Annotated in this window: 22 protein-coding genes and 1 riboswitch; of the genes, 7 read left to right on the top strand and 15 right to left on the bottom strand. The window is 44.8% G+C overall.

Going from position 1 to position 18000, the window contains the following annotated elements:
- Nucleotides 1-4 precede the first annotated feature (4 nt).
- The 7 genes from thiF to MKY50_RS06330 all read right to left on the bottom strand — a co-directional run bounded on the left by thiF (nucleotide 5) and on the right by MKY50_RS06330 (nucleotide 6467).
- Nucleotides 5-1015: a thiazole biosynthesis adenylyltransferase ThiF gene (gene thiF, locus MKY50_RS06360; protein ID WP_341116332.1), complete on the bottom strand. Its 1011-nt coding sequence runs from the start codon at nucleotides 1013-1015 to the stop codon at nucleotides 5-7.
- A complete protein-coding gene (gene thiG, locus MKY50_RS06355) occupies nucleotides 1012-1782 on the bottom strand; it encodes a thiazole synthase (protein WP_010886483.1) in 771 nt (256 codons plus the stop codon). Before thiG ends, thiF begins: the two co-directional genes overlap by 4 nt.
- Nucleotides 1779-1979, bottom strand: a complete 201-nt coding sequence (gene thiS, locus MKY50_RS06350) for a sulfur carrier protein ThiS (protein ID WP_015252345.1) — start codon at nucleotides 1977-1979, stop codon at nucleotides 1779-1781. Before thiS ends, thiG begins: the two co-directional genes overlap by 4 nt.
- Nucleotides 1979-3088 carry a glycine oxidase ThiO gene (gene thiO / locus MKY50_RS06345; protein WP_174223339.1) on the bottom strand — a complete coding sequence of 370 codons (1110 nt, stop codon included), beginning with the start codon at nucleotides 3086-3088 and terminating at the stop codon, nucleotides 1979-1981. Before thiO ends, thiS begins: the two co-directional genes overlap by 1 nt.
- On the bottom strand, nucleotides 3072-3689 hold the full coding sequence (gene tenI / locus MKY50_RS06340) for a thiazole tautomerase TenI (protein WP_085186271.1): 618 nt from the start codon (nucleotides 3687-3689) through the stop codon (nucleotides 3072-3074). Before tenI ends, thiO begins: the two co-directional genes overlap by 17 nt.
- The gene (gene tenA, locus MKY50_RS06335) at nucleotides 3664-4374 is read right to left on the bottom strand and encodes a thiaminase II (RefSeq protein WP_085186273.1); all 711 of its coding nucleotides are present in this window, start codon (nucleotides 4372-4374) and stop codon (nucleotides 3664-3666) included. Before tenA ends, tenI begins: the two co-directional genes overlap by 26 nt.
- A gap of 78 nt (nucleotides 4375-4452) precedes the next feature.
- Nucleotides 4453-4561, bottom strand: a riboswitch (TPP riboswitch).
- Between the two features lie 61 nt (nucleotides 4562-4622).
- Nucleotides 4623-6467, bottom strand: coding sequence for a monovalent cation:proton antiporter family protein (locus MKY50_RS06330; protein ID WP_015715673.1), 1845 nt, complete (start codon nucleotides 6465-6467; stop codon nucleotides 4623-4625).
- 231 nt (nucleotides 6468-6698) lie between these two features.
- Between MKY50_RS06330 and prpE the strand changes: the two genes are divergently transcribed.
- Entirely contained in the window at nucleotides 6699-7433 is a 735-nt protein-coding gene (prpE, locus tag MKY50_RS06325) for a bis(5'-nucleosyl)-tetraphosphatase PrpE (protein ID WP_003244765.1), read from the top strand.
- Nucleotides 7434-7445: 12 nt separating this feature from the next.
- Here the strand turns inward: prpE and MKY50_RS06320 are convergent, their stop codons facing one another.
- The 4 genes from MKY50_RS06320 to MKY50_RS06305 are packed head-to-tail and all read right to left on the bottom strand — an operon-like array spanning nucleotide 7446 to nucleotide 10211.
- Nucleotides 7446-8345, bottom strand: a complete 900-nt coding sequence (locus MKY50_RS06320; RefSeq protein WP_167408056.1) for an RluA family pseudouridine synthase — start codon at nucleotides 8343-8345, stop codon at nucleotides 7446-7448.
- A 14-nt stretch (nucleotides 8346-8359) separates the two neighbouring features.
- Entirely contained in the window at nucleotides 8360-9160 is an 801-nt protein-coding gene (locus MKY50_RS06315) for an NAD kinase (RefSeq protein WP_003232918.1), read from the bottom strand.
- An 18-nt stretch (nucleotides 9161-9178) separates the two neighbouring features.
- Nucleotides 9179-9814, bottom strand: coding sequence for a GTP diphosphokinase (yjbM, locus tag MKY50_RS06310; protein ID WP_003245294.1), 636 nt, complete (start codon nucleotides 9812-9814; stop codon nucleotides 9179-9181).
- Between the two features lie 28 nt (nucleotides 9815-9842).
- Nucleotides 9843-10211 carry a UPF0738 family protein gene (locus MKY50_RS06305; RefSeq protein ID WP_003232922.1) on the bottom strand — a complete coding sequence of 123 codons (369 nt, stop codon included), beginning with the start codon at nucleotides 10209-10211 and terminating at the stop codon, nucleotides 9843-9845.
- A gap of 124 nt (nucleotides 10212-10335) precedes the next feature.
- Between MKY50_RS06305 and MKY50_RS06300 the strand changes: the two genes are divergently transcribed.
- The 5 genes from MKY50_RS06300 (at nucleotide 10336) to MKY50_RS06280 (ending at nucleotide 13687) form a co-directional block, all read left to right on the top strand.
- On the top strand, nucleotides 10336-10908 hold the full coding sequence (locus MKY50_RS06300; RefSeq protein ID WP_085186275.1) for a CYTH domain-containing protein: 573 nt from the start codon (nucleotides 10336-10338) through the stop codon (nucleotides 10906-10908).
- Between the two features lie 14 nt (nucleotides 10909-10922).
- Nucleotides 10923-11657, top strand: coding sequence for a bifunctional muramidase/murein lytic transglycosylase (gene cwlQ / locus MKY50_RS06295; protein WP_250621654.1), 735 nt, complete (start codon nucleotides 10923-10925; stop codon nucleotides 11655-11657).
- Nucleotides 11658-11911: 254 nt separating this feature from the next.
- The gene (locus MKY50_RS06290; RefSeq protein WP_003232928.1) at nucleotides 11912-12310 is read left to right on the top strand and encodes a globin domain-containing protein; all 399 of its coding nucleotides are present in this window, start codon (nucleotides 11912-11914) and stop codon (nucleotides 12308-12310) included.
- The gene (gene spxH / locus MKY50_RS06285; protein WP_003245184.1) at nucleotides 12307-13206 is read left to right on the top strand and encodes a protease adaptor protein SpxH; all 900 of its coding nucleotides are present in this window, start codon (nucleotides 12307-12309) and stop codon (nucleotides 13204-13206) included. The genes MKY50_RS06290 and spxH overlap by 4 nt, the downstream gene beginning before the upstream one ends.
- 313 nt (nucleotides 13207-13519) lie before the next feature.
- Nucleotides 13520-13687 carry a hypothetical protein gene (locus tag MKY50_RS06280; protein ID WP_003244944.1) on the top strand — a complete coding sequence of 56 codons (168 nt, stop codon included), beginning with the start codon at nucleotides 13520-13522 and terminating at the stop codon, nucleotides 13685-13687.
- A 37-nt stretch (nucleotides 13688-13724) separates the two neighbouring features.
- On the opposite strand, the gene pepF is transcribed toward MKY50_RS06280, so the two are convergent.
- Both pepF and coiA read right to left on the bottom strand, forming a co-directional pair.
- Complete coding sequence (gene pepF, locus MKY50_RS06275; RefSeq protein WP_003245178.1) at nucleotides 13725-15554, bottom strand: oligoendopeptidase F; 1830 nt, start codon at nucleotides 15552-15554, stop codon at nucleotides 13725-13727.
- Nucleotides 15555-15783: 229 nt separating this feature from the next.
- A complete protein-coding gene (gene coiA, locus MKY50_RS06270; protein ID WP_250621656.1) occupies nucleotides 15784-16905 on the bottom strand; it encodes a competence protein CoiA in 1122 nt (373 codons plus the stop codon).
- Between the two features lie 73 nt (nucleotides 16906-16978).
- Between coiA and MKY50_RS06265 the strand changes: the two genes are divergently transcribed.
- The gene (locus MKY50_RS06265) at nucleotides 16979-17101 is read left to right on the top strand and encodes a hypothetical protein (RefSeq protein WP_003245684.1); all 123 of its coding nucleotides are present in this window, start codon (nucleotides 16979-16981) and stop codon (nucleotides 17099-17101) included.
- On the opposite strand, the gene mecA is transcribed toward MKY50_RS06265, so the two are convergent.
- Complete coding sequence (gene mecA / locus MKY50_RS06260) at nucleotides 17096-17752, bottom strand: adaptor protein MecA (RefSeq protein ID WP_003232942.1); 657 nt, start codon at nucleotides 17750-17752, stop codon at nucleotides 17096-17098. The two genes, MKY50_RS06265 and mecA, sit on opposite strands and share 6 nt — an antisense overlap.
- A complete protein-coding gene (locus MKY50_RS06255; protein WP_119122854.1) occupies nucleotides 17719-17859 on the bottom strand; it encodes a hypothetical protein in 141 nt (46 codons plus the stop codon). Before MKY50_RS06255 ends, mecA begins: the two co-directional genes overlap by 34 nt.
- Between the last annotated feature and the right edge of the window lie 141 nt (nucleotides 17860-18000).

Here is an 18000-nt window from a genome sequence, read left to right as displayed (position 1 = left end):
TTTATTACCCAATCCATTTATGATAAATGGATTTTGCCCGGGCAATATCATTTGTTCCATGGATCAAAGCTCTGCCGTCCCGGAACAGCACCATTTTCATATCATCCGAGCGGCAGGAAATTAAATACGGGTTCGCAGCTACTTCAAGCCCGGCCTGCCTCAGCTGAGCGGCAAGCGCTTCAAGATCCGCTTCTTTCGTAATAGATGATCTGATCTGCACCGTGTTCCTGCCGCACAATACAGCCGCTTTTGTTTGATTTTCATATGACAAAAACGGAAAATCCTTTGTGCCGCAGCTTGGGCATGCGTCATGTTTGAGACTGGCTGCTCTCACTTCTGACCGCTCATTTTTCCACAAATCAAAAGAGCGCAGCACCGGCTCGCACTCCTCTCCCGTCAGCAGCTTCAGTGCATCTGTTACCTGAAAGACTGCTACCTGCAAAACAGCCGGACTGATGATGCCGGCTGTGTCACATGTTGCTCCGCCAATCGGAAGTGTATCGAGCAAGCAATGCAGGCAAGGAGTAGAACCCGGCACCACGGTAAAGGTGAGGCCGTAGCTCCCTACACAGGCACCGTAAAGAAAAGGAATCCCTTCCTTTACCGCAGCATCATTTACGATCAGGCGGGTTTCAAAATTATCAGCCGCATCCACTATAATTGATGCATCCCTAATCAGCTCGAAGATATTTTCTGCTGTCACATCCATGACAAGGCCGGTCACATCAACATCGCTGTTAATCGAACGGAGACGGCGCTCCGCAGCAGCTGCTTTCGGCATTTCTTTTTTGACATCAACTTCTGTATAAAGCTGCTGGCGCTGGAGGTTGCTCCATTCAACATAATCTCTGTCGGCAATTTTCACAGAGCCGACTCCCGCTCTCACCAGCATTTCTGCACTGGCTGTTCCGAGCGCGCCGGCGCCGATAATCACGGCGCGCGCTTCTTTCAATTTTTTCTGGCCGAATGGGCCGATCGGAGCAAACAGCTCCTGCCTTGAATACCTGCCCGTCATACAGGAAGACCTTCTCCCGGACTGCTTGCCGTTCCGTATTGCTTAAGCGGGATGCGGCCCGCCTCATAAGAAAGGCGCCCTGCTTCCACTGCGAGCTTCATGGCACGAGCCATTTTCACAGGATCGTCAGCGCCCGATACAGCCGTATTGAGCAGTACGCCATCCGCTCCAAGCTCCATTGCGTATGCCGCATCTTTAGGCGAGCCGATTCCCGCATCCACGATGACCGGCACTTTCGCCTGTTCAATAATAAATGACAGATTCAAAGGATTTAAGATTCCTTGTCCTGATCCAATCGGAGATGCACCCGGCATGATGGCATGAACGCCGAGCTCTTCCAGCTTTCTCGCCAGCACAACGTCATCCGACGTGTACGGGAGCACAATAAAGCCTTCTTCAAGAAGCTGTTCAGACGCTTTTAATGTCTCAACAGGGTCAGGCAGCAAGGAACGGCTGCATCCGATGACTTCAACTTTAATCATGTCACAAAGGCCTGACGCTTTCGCCAGCCTTGCAATCCGAACTGCTTCTTCAGCAGTGCTGGCACCCGCTGTATTCGGCAAAAGCGTATATTTGGATAAATCAAGCTGTTCCAGAAAATTCGGCTGAGATGCTTCAAAAATGTTCATTCTCCGCACAGCAAATGTTAAAATATCAGACTCAGAAACAGCTACTGCTTCCTTTTGAATGTCAAACGATGGGTATTTCCCCGTGCCCAGCAGCAATCTTGATTGAAATGATTTTCCGCCAATTGTTAACATGCTCATCCGCCTCCTACAAAATGGACAATTTCAATGACATCACGATCACAAAGCTCAACCTCGTGATAGCGTTCTTTCCCGATTATTTCTTTATTTCTTTCCACGATAACGATTTTATTTTCAAGCTGATACGACGCCAGCAGGTCTTGAATTGTACCTGCGTCTTTTTCCCACTTCACGTCTTTACCGTTCAGCTGTAGCATCATATCTGAACCGCCTCCTTGCGATCAATTCGGAATGCGTGCAGCCAGTCTTGGTTGACCTCTTTATTCATGATGAGATCACTGATCAAAGCGCCCGTTGCGGGAGCAAGCAGGATCCCGTTTCTGAAATGGCCCGCCGCAAATAAAATACGGCTGTCCTCAGGATGTCTGCCGATGTACGGTTTTCCATCCTTTGTTCCCGGCCGGAGTCCCGCCCAAAAACGATCCACCTTCATATTCTGTATAGCCGGCAGCATCGTTTTTGCTTTTTTCATAACGGATTCCAATCCGCCAAGATCCGGTGTTTCACTCCAGTCCCCCGGCTTCATTGTCGCGCCGACAACCAGTTTGCCGCTTTTTCTCGGTACGATATAGCAGTGATCATGGTAAAGCGTTTTTGTCAGCGGGATATCATCATTCCAAACGGACAGGCACTCCCCTTTTACAGGGAGAAAAGCATTGTTCAGTCCAAGCTGTTTAAAAAACATTCCGCTCCACACCCCGCTGGCAACGACAACATGATTAGCCCATACGTCTCCGCTAGGGGTCTTGATGGACAGGGCTTCACCGTCACGTTCGACATGCAGGACGGGCGTATGCTCAAAAATCTCCGCCCCAAGCATTTTTGCTGCTTTCACATACGCCTTGCAAACAAAATAAGGCTCCACATGCACATCATCCTGAATAAAAGATGCACCAAAGATGTCACCAGACGCATACGGCTCTTTTTCTAACACCTCTTCTTTTGAATACCAGCTGACAGAGTCCAAATCGTCCATCTGTCTCAGCTGCAGCACATCTTCTTCAGAAAATGCAAGCTTAAACATACCGCCGTTATGCTGCCTGATATCCACACCGGATAATGCATAAAGCTCTTCTCCAAGTCCTTTGTACAGACGCTGGCTGTGCATAGCGAAATCAAAAAACGCGTCACGTTCCTCGCATTCGGCATGGGCGCCCAGCATTCCAGCAGCGGCACTTGTCGTTCTGCCGCCCATTGTTCCGCTTTCAAACAATGCGGCGCTTTTGTTTTCCTTTGCCAAATGATAAGCAATTGCGGAACCGATAATTCCGCCTCCAATCACCACTGCTTCATAATGCCTTTTCATAGCGCATCTCCTTTAGCTTGCGGGAATATCGTCTGGCTGCTTCCAAGGGCTCAGCGGAAGAGAAAATTCCTGACATAACAGCGATGCCGTCTGCCCCTGCTTGTTTTACGTCTCTTAACCTGTCCGGCGTCATCCCCCCGATGGCTATAACCGGGATGGAAATCCGCTGTTTGATAGTTGACAGCAAAGATACTCCTCTGCCTTCAAGACCCTTTTTGCAATCCGTTTCAAACACATGCCCGAACAGCACGTAGTCCGCGTCTTCCTTATCTGCTTGAACCGCTTCCTCCAGTGAATGCACCGACCTCCCGATATGAAGGTGTGGAAATCTGGCTCTGACCTGCTTCGGTGAAAAGCTGCCGCTTGGCAGCTGCACGCGGTGAATAGTAGAGAAAAGTGCAATATCCACGCGCCCGTTCATCACCAATTTTCGTTTATCTATACCGCCTTCAAAAATAAGCTCGAGCAGTTTCAAAATATCCGCCGCCGATTTTGAGCGTTCCCGAATGTGAATAAAATCAACTTCATTCTGAATCGTAATGATGATTCTCGCTAGCTCTTCTACCGGCTTGCTGTCATCCGTTATGGCGTGAAGCTCCACATTCCTCCACCTCTTTTATGGCGCTGTCAGACCAGCCTTCTTTTCGATAGGCCATTCCCCAAAATTGATATTCGTAGTAGCTGGAGATGACAAAATTCTCTTTCATCTTGGCACGCACTTCCTCCGTGCTGTTTTCCGCCAGCTCATCAAAGCGGTTGATTTGCTCCTCGACCTGTTGTCTAAACCAATCACCGCCATATGTGCCAATCCACTTCTGATAAATTGGATGCCCCGGATCACAATGCAGCAATTTTTCACCAACCTCGTAATAGAGCCAATAGCATGGCAGCAAGGCCGCTAAGATTTCTGCGAAATTCCCGCTCAAAACCGAACGGTACATATGGGATGTATAAGAATACGCAGTAGGAGACGGCTTAAACGCCTTACGCTCTTCCTCGCTGATTTCCAACAGCTCGGCAAACTCCCGATGAAGCGCCATTTCCGCCTCATATGTACCTTGGGCATGGCTTGCCATCCGCCCCGTTGTATAAAGATCCTTCGCATAAGCGGCGCCAAATGCCTGCACCTTTGCAAAATGCGTTAAATAATAGGAATCCTGAAGCACGTAGTATTTAAAACGGTCAATCGGAAGCGTTCCGTCACCGATTCCTTGAACGAACGGATGGACAAAGCTCCCCTCCCACCATTCTGCGGCTGCACTGCGGCATTCTTCTGAAAACTTCACAAATCATTCCCCCTCTGAAAATAAAAAAACCACTTTCCCGCAAGGAAAAGTGGTTTGGAATTGGCATAGTAAAATAACACAAATACCGCTCCACTTCCCTACGCAGGTCTGAACCTGTTCAAGTTATGAGGGTCTAAAAGTCACACTTTTATCTCAGCCCTTATGAAGGACACCCCTAGTGGTTAAACGAATACATATTGAATTGTTCTGCACCTCTATATTAACACGAATCCTTATTTGGTCAAGATTTATCCTTCCAATGTTTTCTTAAGATCCGTTACGTACCCCCGAGATCCGGTGACAATTAAACGGTCTCCAAGTTTCAGCCTTGTATCCCCATGAGGAACGATGCTGTCCACACCTCTGAAGATCCTGACAAAGATGACGTCACCTGTTAAAGGGAATTCCCGTAAAATGACACCATCATATTTACTGTTCTCCATATTAATTTGATACAGCGAAGACTCTTGGTTCGTGAGCAGCTTCATGACGCCAGGCGCTTCTATCAGTGCGCGAAGCAGCGTTTTTGTCGACAGCAGAATAGAAAAGATGCTGATTCCCTGCTCCTTCAAAGCTGCTTCATGCTCCGGTGATCCTACGCTTGCAATGACTCTTTCTGTGCCTTTTTCTTTTGCAAGTAATGCAATGTCTGCATTCATATCTTCATTCCCGGTCGCCACAACGAGAATATCCGTTTCAAAAATGCCGAGTGATTCAAGCGTCTCGTGTTCATAGTCAGAAATTGTTTCAACAGCAAACACTGATTCTGACAGCTTTTCCTCTGCATTCTCTTGGTAGACGTGTACAACACGCACGTCATACTCTTCCTCTGGCAATTCGAGTGTGACAGGCAAAGTCATTTGATTGGCGCCGATGAACGTAATCGTCTTTTTCTCCTCCGGCTGCTCTTCCCGTTTGTATAACTTTTTAAAACAGATCGGCGTAAAAATACTTGCGATGACGGCTACTAAAATTAGCGCTCCCGACATATTTGCGCTGATCACGTGAAGCTGCTGGCCGATTGTTGCAGCGGCAATCACGAGCGAAAGCGTTGATGTCAGCAAGAAACCAGACGCGAAAATGGTTCGGTTATCATACCACTTCTTTAAGTACATGACAGGAATGATTTTGCTGACTAACAGCGCCAGCAGCAGGAGCGGAATCATGATTAAAATTGTTTTATCCTGAAAAAGAGTCCAAATATCAAGCTTCACACCGACCATCACAAAGAAAATCGGTATTAAGAACCCATAACCAAATGAATCCAGCTGCTGAACAAGTTCTTTGTTTGGCGAAAGCAGGGAAACAAGAACCCCCGCTAAGAAAGCGCCGAGAATATTTTCCGCCCCAAGTGATTCAGACAGGGCAACGAGTACAATAATTAACGTAAAAATGGCACGCGTCCCGATCTGGATCGTCCCTTTTGACATGGACTGAACAAAAGAGCGATGTTTAAAGACCCGGCCGAAAAAGTAAAGCACCACTCCGGCCGCAAACAGAATCATCAGGAGCCACATGTTACCGCTGTCCTCTCCGTATAAGGAAGAAAAAACAGCAAGAAGAATCATCGTGGCCAAATCAGCAATAACAGCAACAAGCAAAATAATCTGCCCGATATTCGAATTCATGATCCGTTCTTCTTTTAATGTTGGAACGACAACGCCTAATGAAATCGTTGAAATAATCAGGGTCATCAAAAATGCATTTTGGATAAATCCGGCCAAGACGAACCCATAGGACAAGAGCAATGATAAAATAAAAATACCGACGAAAATAACAGATGCCGCAGCAAACGTATTCGGCGCTTCCTTGCCATTCGGCAGGAACTGCTTTTTCTTTCCTTTCTCAAACGACGAAAAATCAATTTCAAGCCCGCTTAAAAACATTAAAAAGATAAATCCGAGCATAGAGAGTGTCTGGAGCCAGGTGTCACCCTCCACAACTAAATTAAGGCCGCTTTTCCCAATAATCAGCCCCATAATGATTTCAGCAACAACAACCGGGATGCTGAGTTTAAACCGATGCAAAAGGATGGGTGTCAAAAATGCAACGATAAGTACAACAACTAAAGATGCGACAGATGTATGCGCCATAATCAGAACCTCCTTTTTAAGTCAGGGTTATGCTAGTTCTCACTCAGAGAACAAAACCTCATTTTTAAAAAACATAACGCGATTTTAACAAGGGTGATGATGAAAAATAAAGTGATAAGGTCTTAATCCTGTTTAGAAAATGATTCTTCTATAATTTGCACATAAAAGCTTGTGATGACTCACAACACTTTGCTTCATAATAAATAAAACAATCGGTAAGGAGGATACCGCATGGCTTACGATATCATCAGCGATATTCATGGCTGCTATGACGAAATGACTGCATTAATCCAAAAGCTTGGCTATACAATCAAAAATGGAGTACCTGTCCATGAAGAAGGCAGGGTGCTTGTTTTTGCCGGAGATTTAACTGACAGAGGGCCTAAATCTATAGAAGTCATCCGATTTGTAGCCGGCGCTTACGAAAAAGGCGCTGTGCGTTATGTCCCGGGAAACCATTGCAATAAATTATATCGTTACTTAAAAGGAAATCCGGTAAAAGTGATGCATGGTCTCGAAACAACAGCGGCAGAGCTTGAGGAACTTTCCAAAGATGAGAAAAAATCAGTCAGCGAACAGTTTATGAAGCTGTACGAAACAGCGCCGCTTTACGACATCTTACATAATGGAGAATTAGTTGTCGCCCATGCTGGCATAAGAGCTGACGATATCGGCAAATATACCCGCAGAGTGAAGGACTTTGTGCTTTACGGTGACGTGACGGGTGAAACATATCCGGACGGCAGACCCATCAGGCGTGATTGGGCGGCAGCCTATAACGGAAAGGCTTGGGTGGTATACGGTCATACACCTGTGAAAGAGCCTCGGAAGGTCAATCGCACCATCAACATTGATACAGGCTGCGTGTTCGGAAATCAACTGACAGGCTTTCGCTTTCCAGAAATAGAAACCGTCTCTGTTCCAAGCTCCCTGCCTTACGACGAATCAAGATTTCGCCCCATATAAAAAAGGAGAGAATCAATGATTCTCTCCTTTTATCAGTTTTCTCATGTCCTGAGGCAGTGGAGCATGAAACCTCATGTTCTCCTGTGTCAGCGGATGGATAAACGAAAGATGCTCGCTGTGCAGAGCCTGCCGGCCAATTTCCTGTCTCGTTCCGCCGTACAGTGTATCGCCGCACAACGGGTGCCCGAGATAGCTCATATGAACACGAATTTGATGGGTTCGTCCAGTCTCAAGCTGCAATGCCACCGAGGTCATGTCATCATTTGCACATGTGACGTAAAAATGAGTAACAGCCTTCTGGCCGTCCGGTGTTACCGTCCGTTCTATAATACTGTCAGGATGTCTGCCAATCGAAGCATCGACTGTTCCCTCCATCTGTGCCATCCGCCCGTGAACCACTGCCGCATACCGGCGTTTCACAAGGCCGTTTTTTTGCGCAGACGATAAAATGGAGTGGGCAAATCGATGCTTGGCAACAAGCATGACACCTGATGTATCCCGGTCTAGCCGGGTGACAAGATGTACTGTCGCCCTCACTCCGGTTGTTTGATAATGATCAATAATTCCATTGGCAATGCTGCCGGAGGGGTGCTCTCTCGAAGGGATTGATGACACATACGGCTGCTTGTTTATCACAAGCACATGTTCATCCTCATAAAGGATATCGAGCGGAACAGGCTCTGCCAGCAGCGTCTCGCTCACCTGTTCCTCAGGAAACTTCACGATAAGAAGATCTCCCTCTTTCAAAACGTATTTGACCGTCACATGCTCTCCGTTAATCTGCAGGTCTCCCCCGCCAAACTTAATATCGGTCAGCAGACGTTTCGAAATTCCCAGTTCACCGGCATATTCTTTTACAGTCATCCCGTCCTCAGCGGAAGTAATGTTCTTTCTGATAAAAAAATGCTCCACGATATGTCCTCTTTCTATTCACCTTTTCCAATAAACGAATCCTGGACTCTTTTCCAAAATGGAAACGGACGGAATCTCGCAAACCGCACTTTTTCGGATGCAACTTGGCAGCGGATCGACTTTACATCCTTATGGAGAAGGGTTAAATGGTCAATCGTCACTTGAAAGTCAACTTCGTTTCTCGGCTTAATCATGCAATCATGATGGGATGGGAGAAGCAGAGGTGACCCGACCGTACGGAACACGCGGTTATTAATTGAAGCCATTTCCGCAAGCTGGATCGCCCTGATAGACGGATGGATAATCGCTCCGCCCAGCGCCTTATTGTAGGCTGTACTGCCTGATGGAGTTGACAGGCAGAGGCCGTCGCCCCGGAAGGTTTCAAAGAGCTGCCCTTTGATTTCCACATCAGCAACAAGGCTTCCTTCGATGCTTTTAATCGTACATTCATTCAAAGCTAAGTATCTTTCTTCCCGCTCGTTTTCGTGATAGGTCACAATGACTTCGAGAAGCGGATATTCGACTGTATGATACGGCGTTTTCGCGATGGCAAGAACAAGTTTTTCAATTTCATGAGGAACCCAGTCGGCATAAAAACCCAGATGACCTGTGTGAACGCCGACAAATGCTGTTTTGTCCAAGCGGTCGCTGTATCTGTGAAAAGCATACAAAAGCGTTCCGTCGCCTCCGACTGAAATAACGATTTCCGGTTCATTTTCATCCAGTTCCATATCAAAATCCAATAAATACGCCTGTATTTTGCTTTTCAGCGTATCAGAAACTTGATCTCCTTTTGATGATACGGCAAATTTCATGCTCTTCTTCCCCTTTACCTATTGTTGCTCGCTTCCTTTTTTCTTTCTTGAAAAGGCAGCTTGAGCTTCCTGTACTTCACCCCTGATCTCCGACATCTCTTCATCAAGCCGGGAAGCCGCTTCAGAAGCGCGCTGAAGCCTTAGTTTTACTTTTTCAGGAATGTTTCCGCTGTATTTATAATTCAATGAATGCTCAATGGTCGCCCAAAAATTCATCGCCAGTGTACGGATCTGTATTTCCACGAGAACATGCTTTTCTCCGGATACCGTCTGCAAAGGGTACAGCACAACAAGATGGTATGATCGGTATCCGCTCTCTTTATGTTCCGCAATATAATCCCTCTGATCCACAACGGTGAAATCTTTTCTGGCAAAAAGCATCTCTTTTACGATTTGGATGTCATCGACAAATTGGCACATGATTCTAAGGCCAGCAATGTCCTGCATGGTTTCAATTTCATGCAGCGGTATGCTTTTCCGTCTCGCTTTTTCAAGTATGCTCGCCACAGGCTTGACGCGTCCGGTCACAAATTCGATCGGTGAATGGTCGTCCTCGTATTCATATAGTGTGCGGATCCCCTTGAGCTTCACTTTCAACTCTTCGACAGCCTGGCGGTACGGCACTAAAAAACGCTCCCATTGTTTGTCATCCATCATACATCCCCCAATTCCGAACCAGTTTCTATAAAAACACGCGTTTCACTTTTTCTTCCATTTCTTCTCCATAGTTTGCATTATCTTTTATATTTTCTAAAAGATATTCCAGCTCCTCATGCAGGCCTGCCAGTTCAATTGTTTGGTCTCCTGCCTCTAAAACAACCGGTATTTTTTGTGCATGGGCCTGCTTTAGTTCCGGCCATACATGTTCCTTTATAATGACATATTCAAAAGAATCAGCTAATTCAAGTATGTATACAAAAGCAAAGTGGTCAGAATCAACAAGCATTTGACCTGACGGCTTGCGTTCCGCTTCGTTTCCTTCTGTCTGACAGGCAAGGCGAAGCTGATCATCCGATAATGTTGCATTCAAAATTTCGATTCTGTTTTGCATAATGCTCTCCTTTTTTAAACAAAGTACAGATTCATTTTATCATATCGAGCTCGATATTGATAAACCTAACATCTAAAGAGATAATAGTAAAAATAAGATTTACAGGGCGGAAAGGAAGAGCATCATGAGCCAAGAAATTGAAATCGAATTTAAAAACATGCTGACCAAACAAGAATTCAAAAACATAGCAGCGGCACTCCAGCTGACAGAAAAAGATTTTACAGATCAAAAGAATCATTATTTTGATACAGACAGCTTCGCGCTGAAACAAAAACATGCTGCGCTTCGTATCCGCAGAAAAAACGGAAAGTATGTCCTTACATTAAAGGAGCCGGCAGATGTGGGGCTTCTGGAAACGCACCAACAGCTTTCAGAGGTATCAGATCTCGCTGGATTTTCAGTTCCCGAGGGCCCTGTGAAGGACCAGCTGCACAAGCTTCAGATCGATACGGATGCCATACAATACTTTGGATCTTTAGCAACAAGCCGTGCGGAAAAAGAAACAGAAAAAGGCTTAATAGTTTTAGACCACAGCCGATATTTAAATAAAGAGGACTATGAAATTGAATTTGAGGCGGCGGATTGGCATGAGGGCAGAAAAGCCTTCGAAAAGCTGCTTCAGCAATTCAGCATTCCTCAGCGCGAAACCAAAAATAAAATTCTGCGTTTTTATGAAGAAAAACGAAAGTCTATATAAGGTGGAATGACATCGTGAATGTAACGAATTGGGCAGCTTTACTTCAGCTTCAGGCACTACAGTCCATATCTAATGCACGCAGCAGCTCGGATAATCAGAATACGGAAAGCCCGCTTTCAAGTTTCAGTTCTTTGCTCAGCCAATATACAAACGGTCTGGCATCTCAGCAATCAGCACCTTCTTCATCGCCAAGCCCGCTCAGCATGCTGAACAGCGCGAATACAACAGCGCCGCCACTGCTTTCAGCGTATGGGCTTAACTCATATACGAGCAGCAATTCAGGTTCAGTCACAAAAGCGGCAGAAAGCACTGAAACAGCTGTTGCAGATTCAGCTTCAAACAAACATGAAGCAAATCAGATCAGTTCGGGAGACTTCTCTATTGACAGTGCGATTAAAAAAGCCGCTGATAAATATGGCGTTGATGAAAAACTGATCCGCGCCGTCATCAAACAGGAATCAGGCTTTAATGCAAAAGCGGTCAGCGGAGCAGGTGCGATGGGCCTCATGCAGCTGATGCCGTCAACAGCAAGCTCACTTGGCGTTTCCAATCCGCTTGATCCGCAGCAAAATGTGGAGGGCGGAACGAAATATTTAAAACAAATGCTGGATAAATACGACGGCAATGTGTCTATGGCATTAGCGGCTTACAACGCCGGACCGGGGAATGTTGACCGATACGGAGGCATTCCTCCTTTCCAAGAAACGCAAAACTATGTAAAAAAAATAACTTCAGTTTATTACGCGTAACCAGAGGTGCTCTTTCCCTCTGGTTTTTTTGCGAAGTGAAATCTTACGCATTCCTGATTTTTATGTGATATGATATGAAATACAAACCCCGGCTGTCAGCCGAAATGAGTCATCAAACGCATAAAAGGCAGTTTGTTTGTAGAAATGATGCCTTGTTGCTAAAATAAATCTAGATGAAACAATGAAATACAGAAAATTACTTTTTGCAATAGGATTTATGATTCCTATTAGCCATATTTAAAGGAGTAGTCAACATGGGACAATCGTTTAACGCACCTTATGAAGCGATTGGAGAGGAACTTCTATCGCAACTTGTTGATACTTTTTATGAGCGTGTCGCGTCTCATCCTTTGCTGAAGCCGATTTTTCCAAGCGATTTGACAGAAACCGCCAGGAAACAGAAGCAATTCTTAACTCAGTATTTAGGCGGGCCTCCTCTTTATACTGAGGAACACGGCCATCCTATGCTCAGAGCAAGGCATCTTCCCTTTCCAATTACAAACGAGAGAGCTGATGCGTGGCTCAGCTGTATGAAGGACGCAATGGACCATGTAGGGCTGGAGGGCGAAATTCGTGAGTTTTTGTTTGGCCGGCTGGAGTTGACAGCAAGGCATATGGTGAATCAAACGGAAGCGGAGGATCGATCATCTTGACAAACTATCAGCATGAGCTATACTTCGCCCATTGCCACGGTCATCCAAAAAAACCGCTTGAAATTTATATGTTTGTAGACCCTTTATGTCCTGAATGCTGGTCCTTAGAGCCCGTCATCAAAAAGCTGAAAATCAGATACGGACGTTTTTTCACTTTACGCATTATCGCTTCCGCAAGCCTTACCGCTTTAAATAAAAAGCGAAAAAAGCATCTTCTCGCAGAAGCATGGGAAAAGATCGCGAGCCGCTCTGGCATGTCATGTGACGGCAATGTGTGGTTCGAACAGGATCAGCCGCTTTCATCGCCTTATATGGCTGCTCTCGCTTTTAAAGCAGCCGAACTGCAAGGACGAAAAGCCGGCATGCAATTTCTCAGAAATATGCAGGAGAGCCTATTTGTTTCAAAGAAAAATATTACGGATGAAAACGTGCTTTTGGAGATTGCTGAAAATACAAGTCTCGATCTTGAAGAATTCAAAAAAGATCTGCATTCTCAAAGCGCGGTCAAGGCGCTTCAATGTGACATGAAAATTGCTGCCGAGATGGATGTTTCTGTTAATCCGACACTGACGTTTTTTAATACGCAGCATGAGGATGAAGGGCTTAAAGTTCCTGGCAGCTACTCATATGATGTATATGAAGAAATTTTATTTGAGATGCTTGGCGACGAGCCGAAGCCTTCGGAAACACCGCCTTTAGAATGTTTTATTGAATATTTCCGCTTCGTTGCCTCGAAGGAAATTGCTCTTGTATATGACCTGAGCCTTGAAGAGGTAGAAAAAGAAATGAAAAAACTGGCGTTTGCTAAAAAGGTTGCCAAAGTAGAAGCCAAACACGGAATGTTTTGGAAGTCTCTCAGCACTTATTCTGATGAATATCAATCATGTGAAAAATAGCCGCAGGCGTGCATATGCTTGAGGCTGTTTTTTTACGCCATAACCGAACGCACGTTCCGTTTTTAACACTAAAGAAACCGCGCCGGGATAAGCGCGGTTTCATATGTCTTAACGACAACAAAGGGGATGGGAGAAATTTTTCACGGTCAAACAAAGGGGTAATGTTTGTTTGTGATCAATTTCACATCCTTATGATAACAAAAGATGTCGACTTTTGACAACCTCTATGCTTAATGTTCATATTTTTGTCACAAAACATAACGAAGTGCATTCACTCATATCCTTATAAGGAAAAAGGACGAGGAGGATCGCCATGATGTCTACTTTGATCTCAATTGTGTGCATTGCCGTTTTTTTCTGTCTGAATATCTTAGGCATGATGCATATGCTGCCGCTTTATATTACCTCTCCTCTGCTGTTTCTGTCTATTTTGTTTACCCTCTACCGCTTGAATCACCGGAAAACCTTTAAAGGGTTTTAAAAAAGCCTGTGCTTCATTTCCGCACAGGCTTACTTTTTTAAGACTGCTTGACTTTCATCAGCAGCTCTTCCATTTCATCAAGTTTTTCTTCAAACATTTTGCACGCGGCTTCGATTGGCTCTGGAGACGTCATATCAACACCCGCTTTTTTCAGGACATCAATCGGGTATTGTGAGCTTCCCGCTTTCAGGAAGTCAATATAACGGTCAACCGCCGGCTTTCCTTCCTTCAAAATCTGGCTGCTTAATGCTTGGGCAGCGCTGTACCCTGTCGCATACTGATACACATAGTAATTGTAATAGAAGTGCGGAATACGCGACCATTCAAGACCGATTTCCTTATCAATCACCATGCCGTCTCCAAAATACTTTTTATTCAGGTCGTAATAGACATTTGTCAGAAGCTCAGGTGTAAGCGGCTCGCCTTCTTGCGCCTTTGTATGAATCAGATGTTCAAATTCAGCGAACATCGTTTGTCTGAAGACCGTTCCCCTGAAGCCCTCAAGCATATGGTTGAGAATATATAAGCGCTGTTTTTCATCCTCTAAATTGTTCAGCAAGTATTCGCCAAGGAGCGCTTCATTTGTCGTAGAGGCAACTTCCGCGACAAAGATGCTGTAATTGCCGTATGGATAAGGCTGGTGCTTTCTCGTATAGTAGCTGTGTACGGAATGTCCAAACTCGTGCACAAGCGTAAAGAGATTATTGACGTTATTATGCCAGTTCATCAAAATATACGGATTCGTGCCGTAAGCTCCTGATGAATAAGCCCCATTGCGTTTTCCTTTATTTTCGTAAACGTCCACCCAGCGGTTTTCCAGTCCTTCTTTTAGGATAGAGGCATATTCTTCCCCTAAAGGTGCGAGGCCTTTCAGCATGTAATCTTTGGCTTCCTCGTATGTCACCTTCATCCCAGCATCTTTCACAAGCGGTGTATACAGGTCATAGATATGCACTTCATCAAGCTCAAGCACTTTCTTTCTTAGCGCAATATAGCGGTGCAGGAGCGGCAAATGCTTATTAATCGTCTTAACAAGGTTATCGTATACTTCCTCAGGAATACTGTTGTTAGAAAGCGCAGCCTCACGCGCGGACTTGTACTTTTTCACTCTCGCGTAGAAGTTGTCCTTTTTCACAGTGCCGCTTAGCGTCGTGGCCATTGTGTTTTTATATTGTCCGTACGTTTTATACACTGCGTCAAACGCATTTTTGCGGACTTCACGGTTTTCACTTTCCAAGAAATTAATAAAGTTGCCGTGAGTGATCTGTTTTTCATTCCCATCTTCGTCTTTAATGGATGGAAACGTTATATCTGCGTTATTTAACACACTGAATGTATTTGAAGATGACCCCAGTACCTCGGAGGCTTCAGCAAGCAGTGCCTCTTCCTTCTCGCTCAGCACATGCGGACGTTCCTTTGTAATCTCCTCAATCGCATGAGAGTACAGCTTTAATTCTTCTTTTTCAAGAATGAACTGCTGCAGTTTGTCTTCTTCTATGGATAAAATCTCCGGAACCAGATAAGCTGTCGCGCTTGCGGCCTGTGTATACAGGTTTCCCGCCTTGTCATTCAGCCCCTGGTAAAAGGAGTTCCCAGTATCCTGGTCAGAGCGCATATGCGCATATGTGTACAGCCTACCCAGCCGCTCCATCACTTTATCTTGATACGTAAGAGCCTCGTATAAATGATCAGCTGAATCTGCCAGCTTTCCTTTATACTTAGATAAATTCGGAATTAATTCTTTTACAGCTTGAAATTCTTTATTCCAGGCCTCATCACTAGGAAAAATATCCTCAAGTCTCCATGTGTCTTCTGCCTTTACCTCACTTCTGTCAGGCAGTTGGTTTGCTTTTTTTTCCTCAGCCATGGTGATCCCCCTCGTCTTCTTTGATTCAAGCCAATTGAAAAAACAGCTGTTTCTCAATAAACTTGTGTTGTGAATATCTTCCGGTTTTTCACTGCCTTTTGTCAAATCATATGCAGTAATGAAGAGAACGAATGCCAAAAAAGCAGTAAAAACACGAAAAACCTTTCCTTTTGTGCCTTTCACAGCCTGCCCACCACCTTTGTCTTAGGGTGAGCCAAATAAGACAAACTCATTCTATAAAACAGCTGCGGTCTCTTTCTATGAGATCCTGCATGGAGTGTATGCCGCCTGCAGGCTGATTCAGCACATATACTTCTTTCTGAGTCTCCCTTAAAAATCCCTTCTTGCACAAAAAATCAATATACTGTTTAACCGCTTCTGAAAGACACTCTTCGCTGCATTCAAACCTGAGTGCAATGTTCTTATTATGAATGTGCAGTTTGCACTGCTGCAAAACGGCTGAAAAACGAATTGGCGCACGTTTACCTCCAAGATCCGTCATAAACAAATAAAGAAACCCCTGCCACACAAAAACCGGACTCTTAAAAACTGCCCCTTTTCTAACAGGAACAAACACTTCAGTCGGCAGAAAAGAAAAAGGCGTCTGCCGCTTCTCATAAAACAGCAGCCTAAGGCGATTTGTTTCCTTTGAATTAAACCGATGGGGTTTATGGCGAAAACGGTGAATCGCTTTCGTCCAGCCTGAATATTGAATTGAGGGTTTCGGTTCAGTGAAAAAAAGATCGTCTACACCTGCCCGATGGATAGGGATCGTTTGGACTGAGGAATAAGAATGGTTTGTGTAGAATGGAATGATGTGGCTGAGCCGGAGAAAAGAACGCCTTTCAGGACAATAACATATCATCTCTCTGTATGGACTTGCATTGATAAACTGCCAATGAAAAGCTGAAAGCTGATAAAAGGACGAAGCAGTCCGTTTTAAGCGGCTGTATCCCATAATCCACTGCGGGATGATTCCTTCTTGTTTGAAGCCCTCTGTCCGCTTTTGAAAGACATCTGGAGCGATAGTGGCGCATTGATATTCAACAGCAAGCATATGCTCCTTGATCCTTGCCATGACGTCTGGTCTTTGGTTGATTGTCCTTATATACGGCTCCAATATTGGTGAAGCCCGTTGCGTTTTCAGCCATACATACAGCTGTCTTTTTCCTTCTAAGTGGTAGGCGCTTTCCGGCTCGATGTCTATGGAGCAGGACTTGTTCTGTTTATGGGCAAAATGCGGCGCTTTTTGAAGTCCGAGCTTCACAGCTAGCTCTCCTCCGCATACCGGACAGAAGAACCGTCTCCGCTTTAATTTCTGGTTTTGCTGAGCGCCTAGAAGGTGAAACATTTGGCCGTCTTCAGTCACAGCACTAAACAATTGTCATCTCTCCTTTCCAGATGAAGTATACTTTCTGGAAAAGATGATCAACTCCTGTTCGCTGTATTTTCTGCTTGTCTATATGTTTTTGATTTTTCACATCTCTAAAATGGCATTTTCGTGCATAAAAAAAACCGATTTCCGGAAGGAAATCGGTTTGCTATGATGCAAAGTGTTTTTTTATCGTTTCTAGAGCATGCTCTGAAATAATCAGCTTGCCGTACTCTTCAAGACGGTGTATGCTGATTGAGGATTCATTTGCGTACTCCAGCAGGATGCTTAGCTGATTTTCAACCTCTTCATCAGTCATATTGCAAAAATCTACATATAAATAATATCGGTTCTCAAACGAATATAAAGTCGTTTTGCTTCCGTTAACGTTCAAATTAGATAGAGAAATAACATCCTCAAAATCGCCAAATCGCAAGACAAATTGAAGCTTTTGCTCCTTCTCTTCCTGATTGACGGCTTGCTCTTCTTTCTGGAAATCATCCAGCAAGGCGTCAAGATCCTCAGATGCTGGTTCTTGCTTTTTATCCTCAGGAATCGGCAGTTCGAGCTTTTGTCCGTCTTTGGAAAGCTGGGCTTTTGTGACGATGATTTCTAATCCTTTGTCCAGTGCCTGAACTTGAATCCAAAGTGGGCCTTCAACAGCGAATTCCTCTTCTTCATGAACTTCATCCATGACTTCCCAGAAAAGTTCTTCACTGCGCTCACGGTTATACCAAATTTCTTCTCTGTCAAAACCGCGATCTTCAATATCTCCGTAAGACATATAAAATTTTACTGTATGCTCGTTAATTCTTTCAATTTCCATTTGCCAACCTTCCCTTCTATATAAGATGTTGAAGGGACATCTAAGCTCCCGATTAATTGTACTTTACTACACTTTACCCATTCCGTCCACATCTTAACCTTAACCAAGGCCAGTGTGAATTCCTTTGTATTTCTATTTTATGATAAAACAGTCACAAAAGAAATAAAAATGCACCTTTGCCTAAAAAACGGCAGTTCAGGCGGCTGATATCATAAAATACAACCTGTCTCATATAGTAGTAGTACAAG

The sequence above is a fragment of the Bacillus sp. FSL R7-0685 genome, assembly GCF_038002425.1.
Classification (GTDB): domain Bacteria; phylum Bacillota; class Bacilli; order Bacillales; family Bacillaceae; genus Bacillus; species Bacillus subtilis.
Note: the sequence above shows the minus strand (reverse complement) of the source record. Positions and strands in the feature narration are given on the sequence as shown.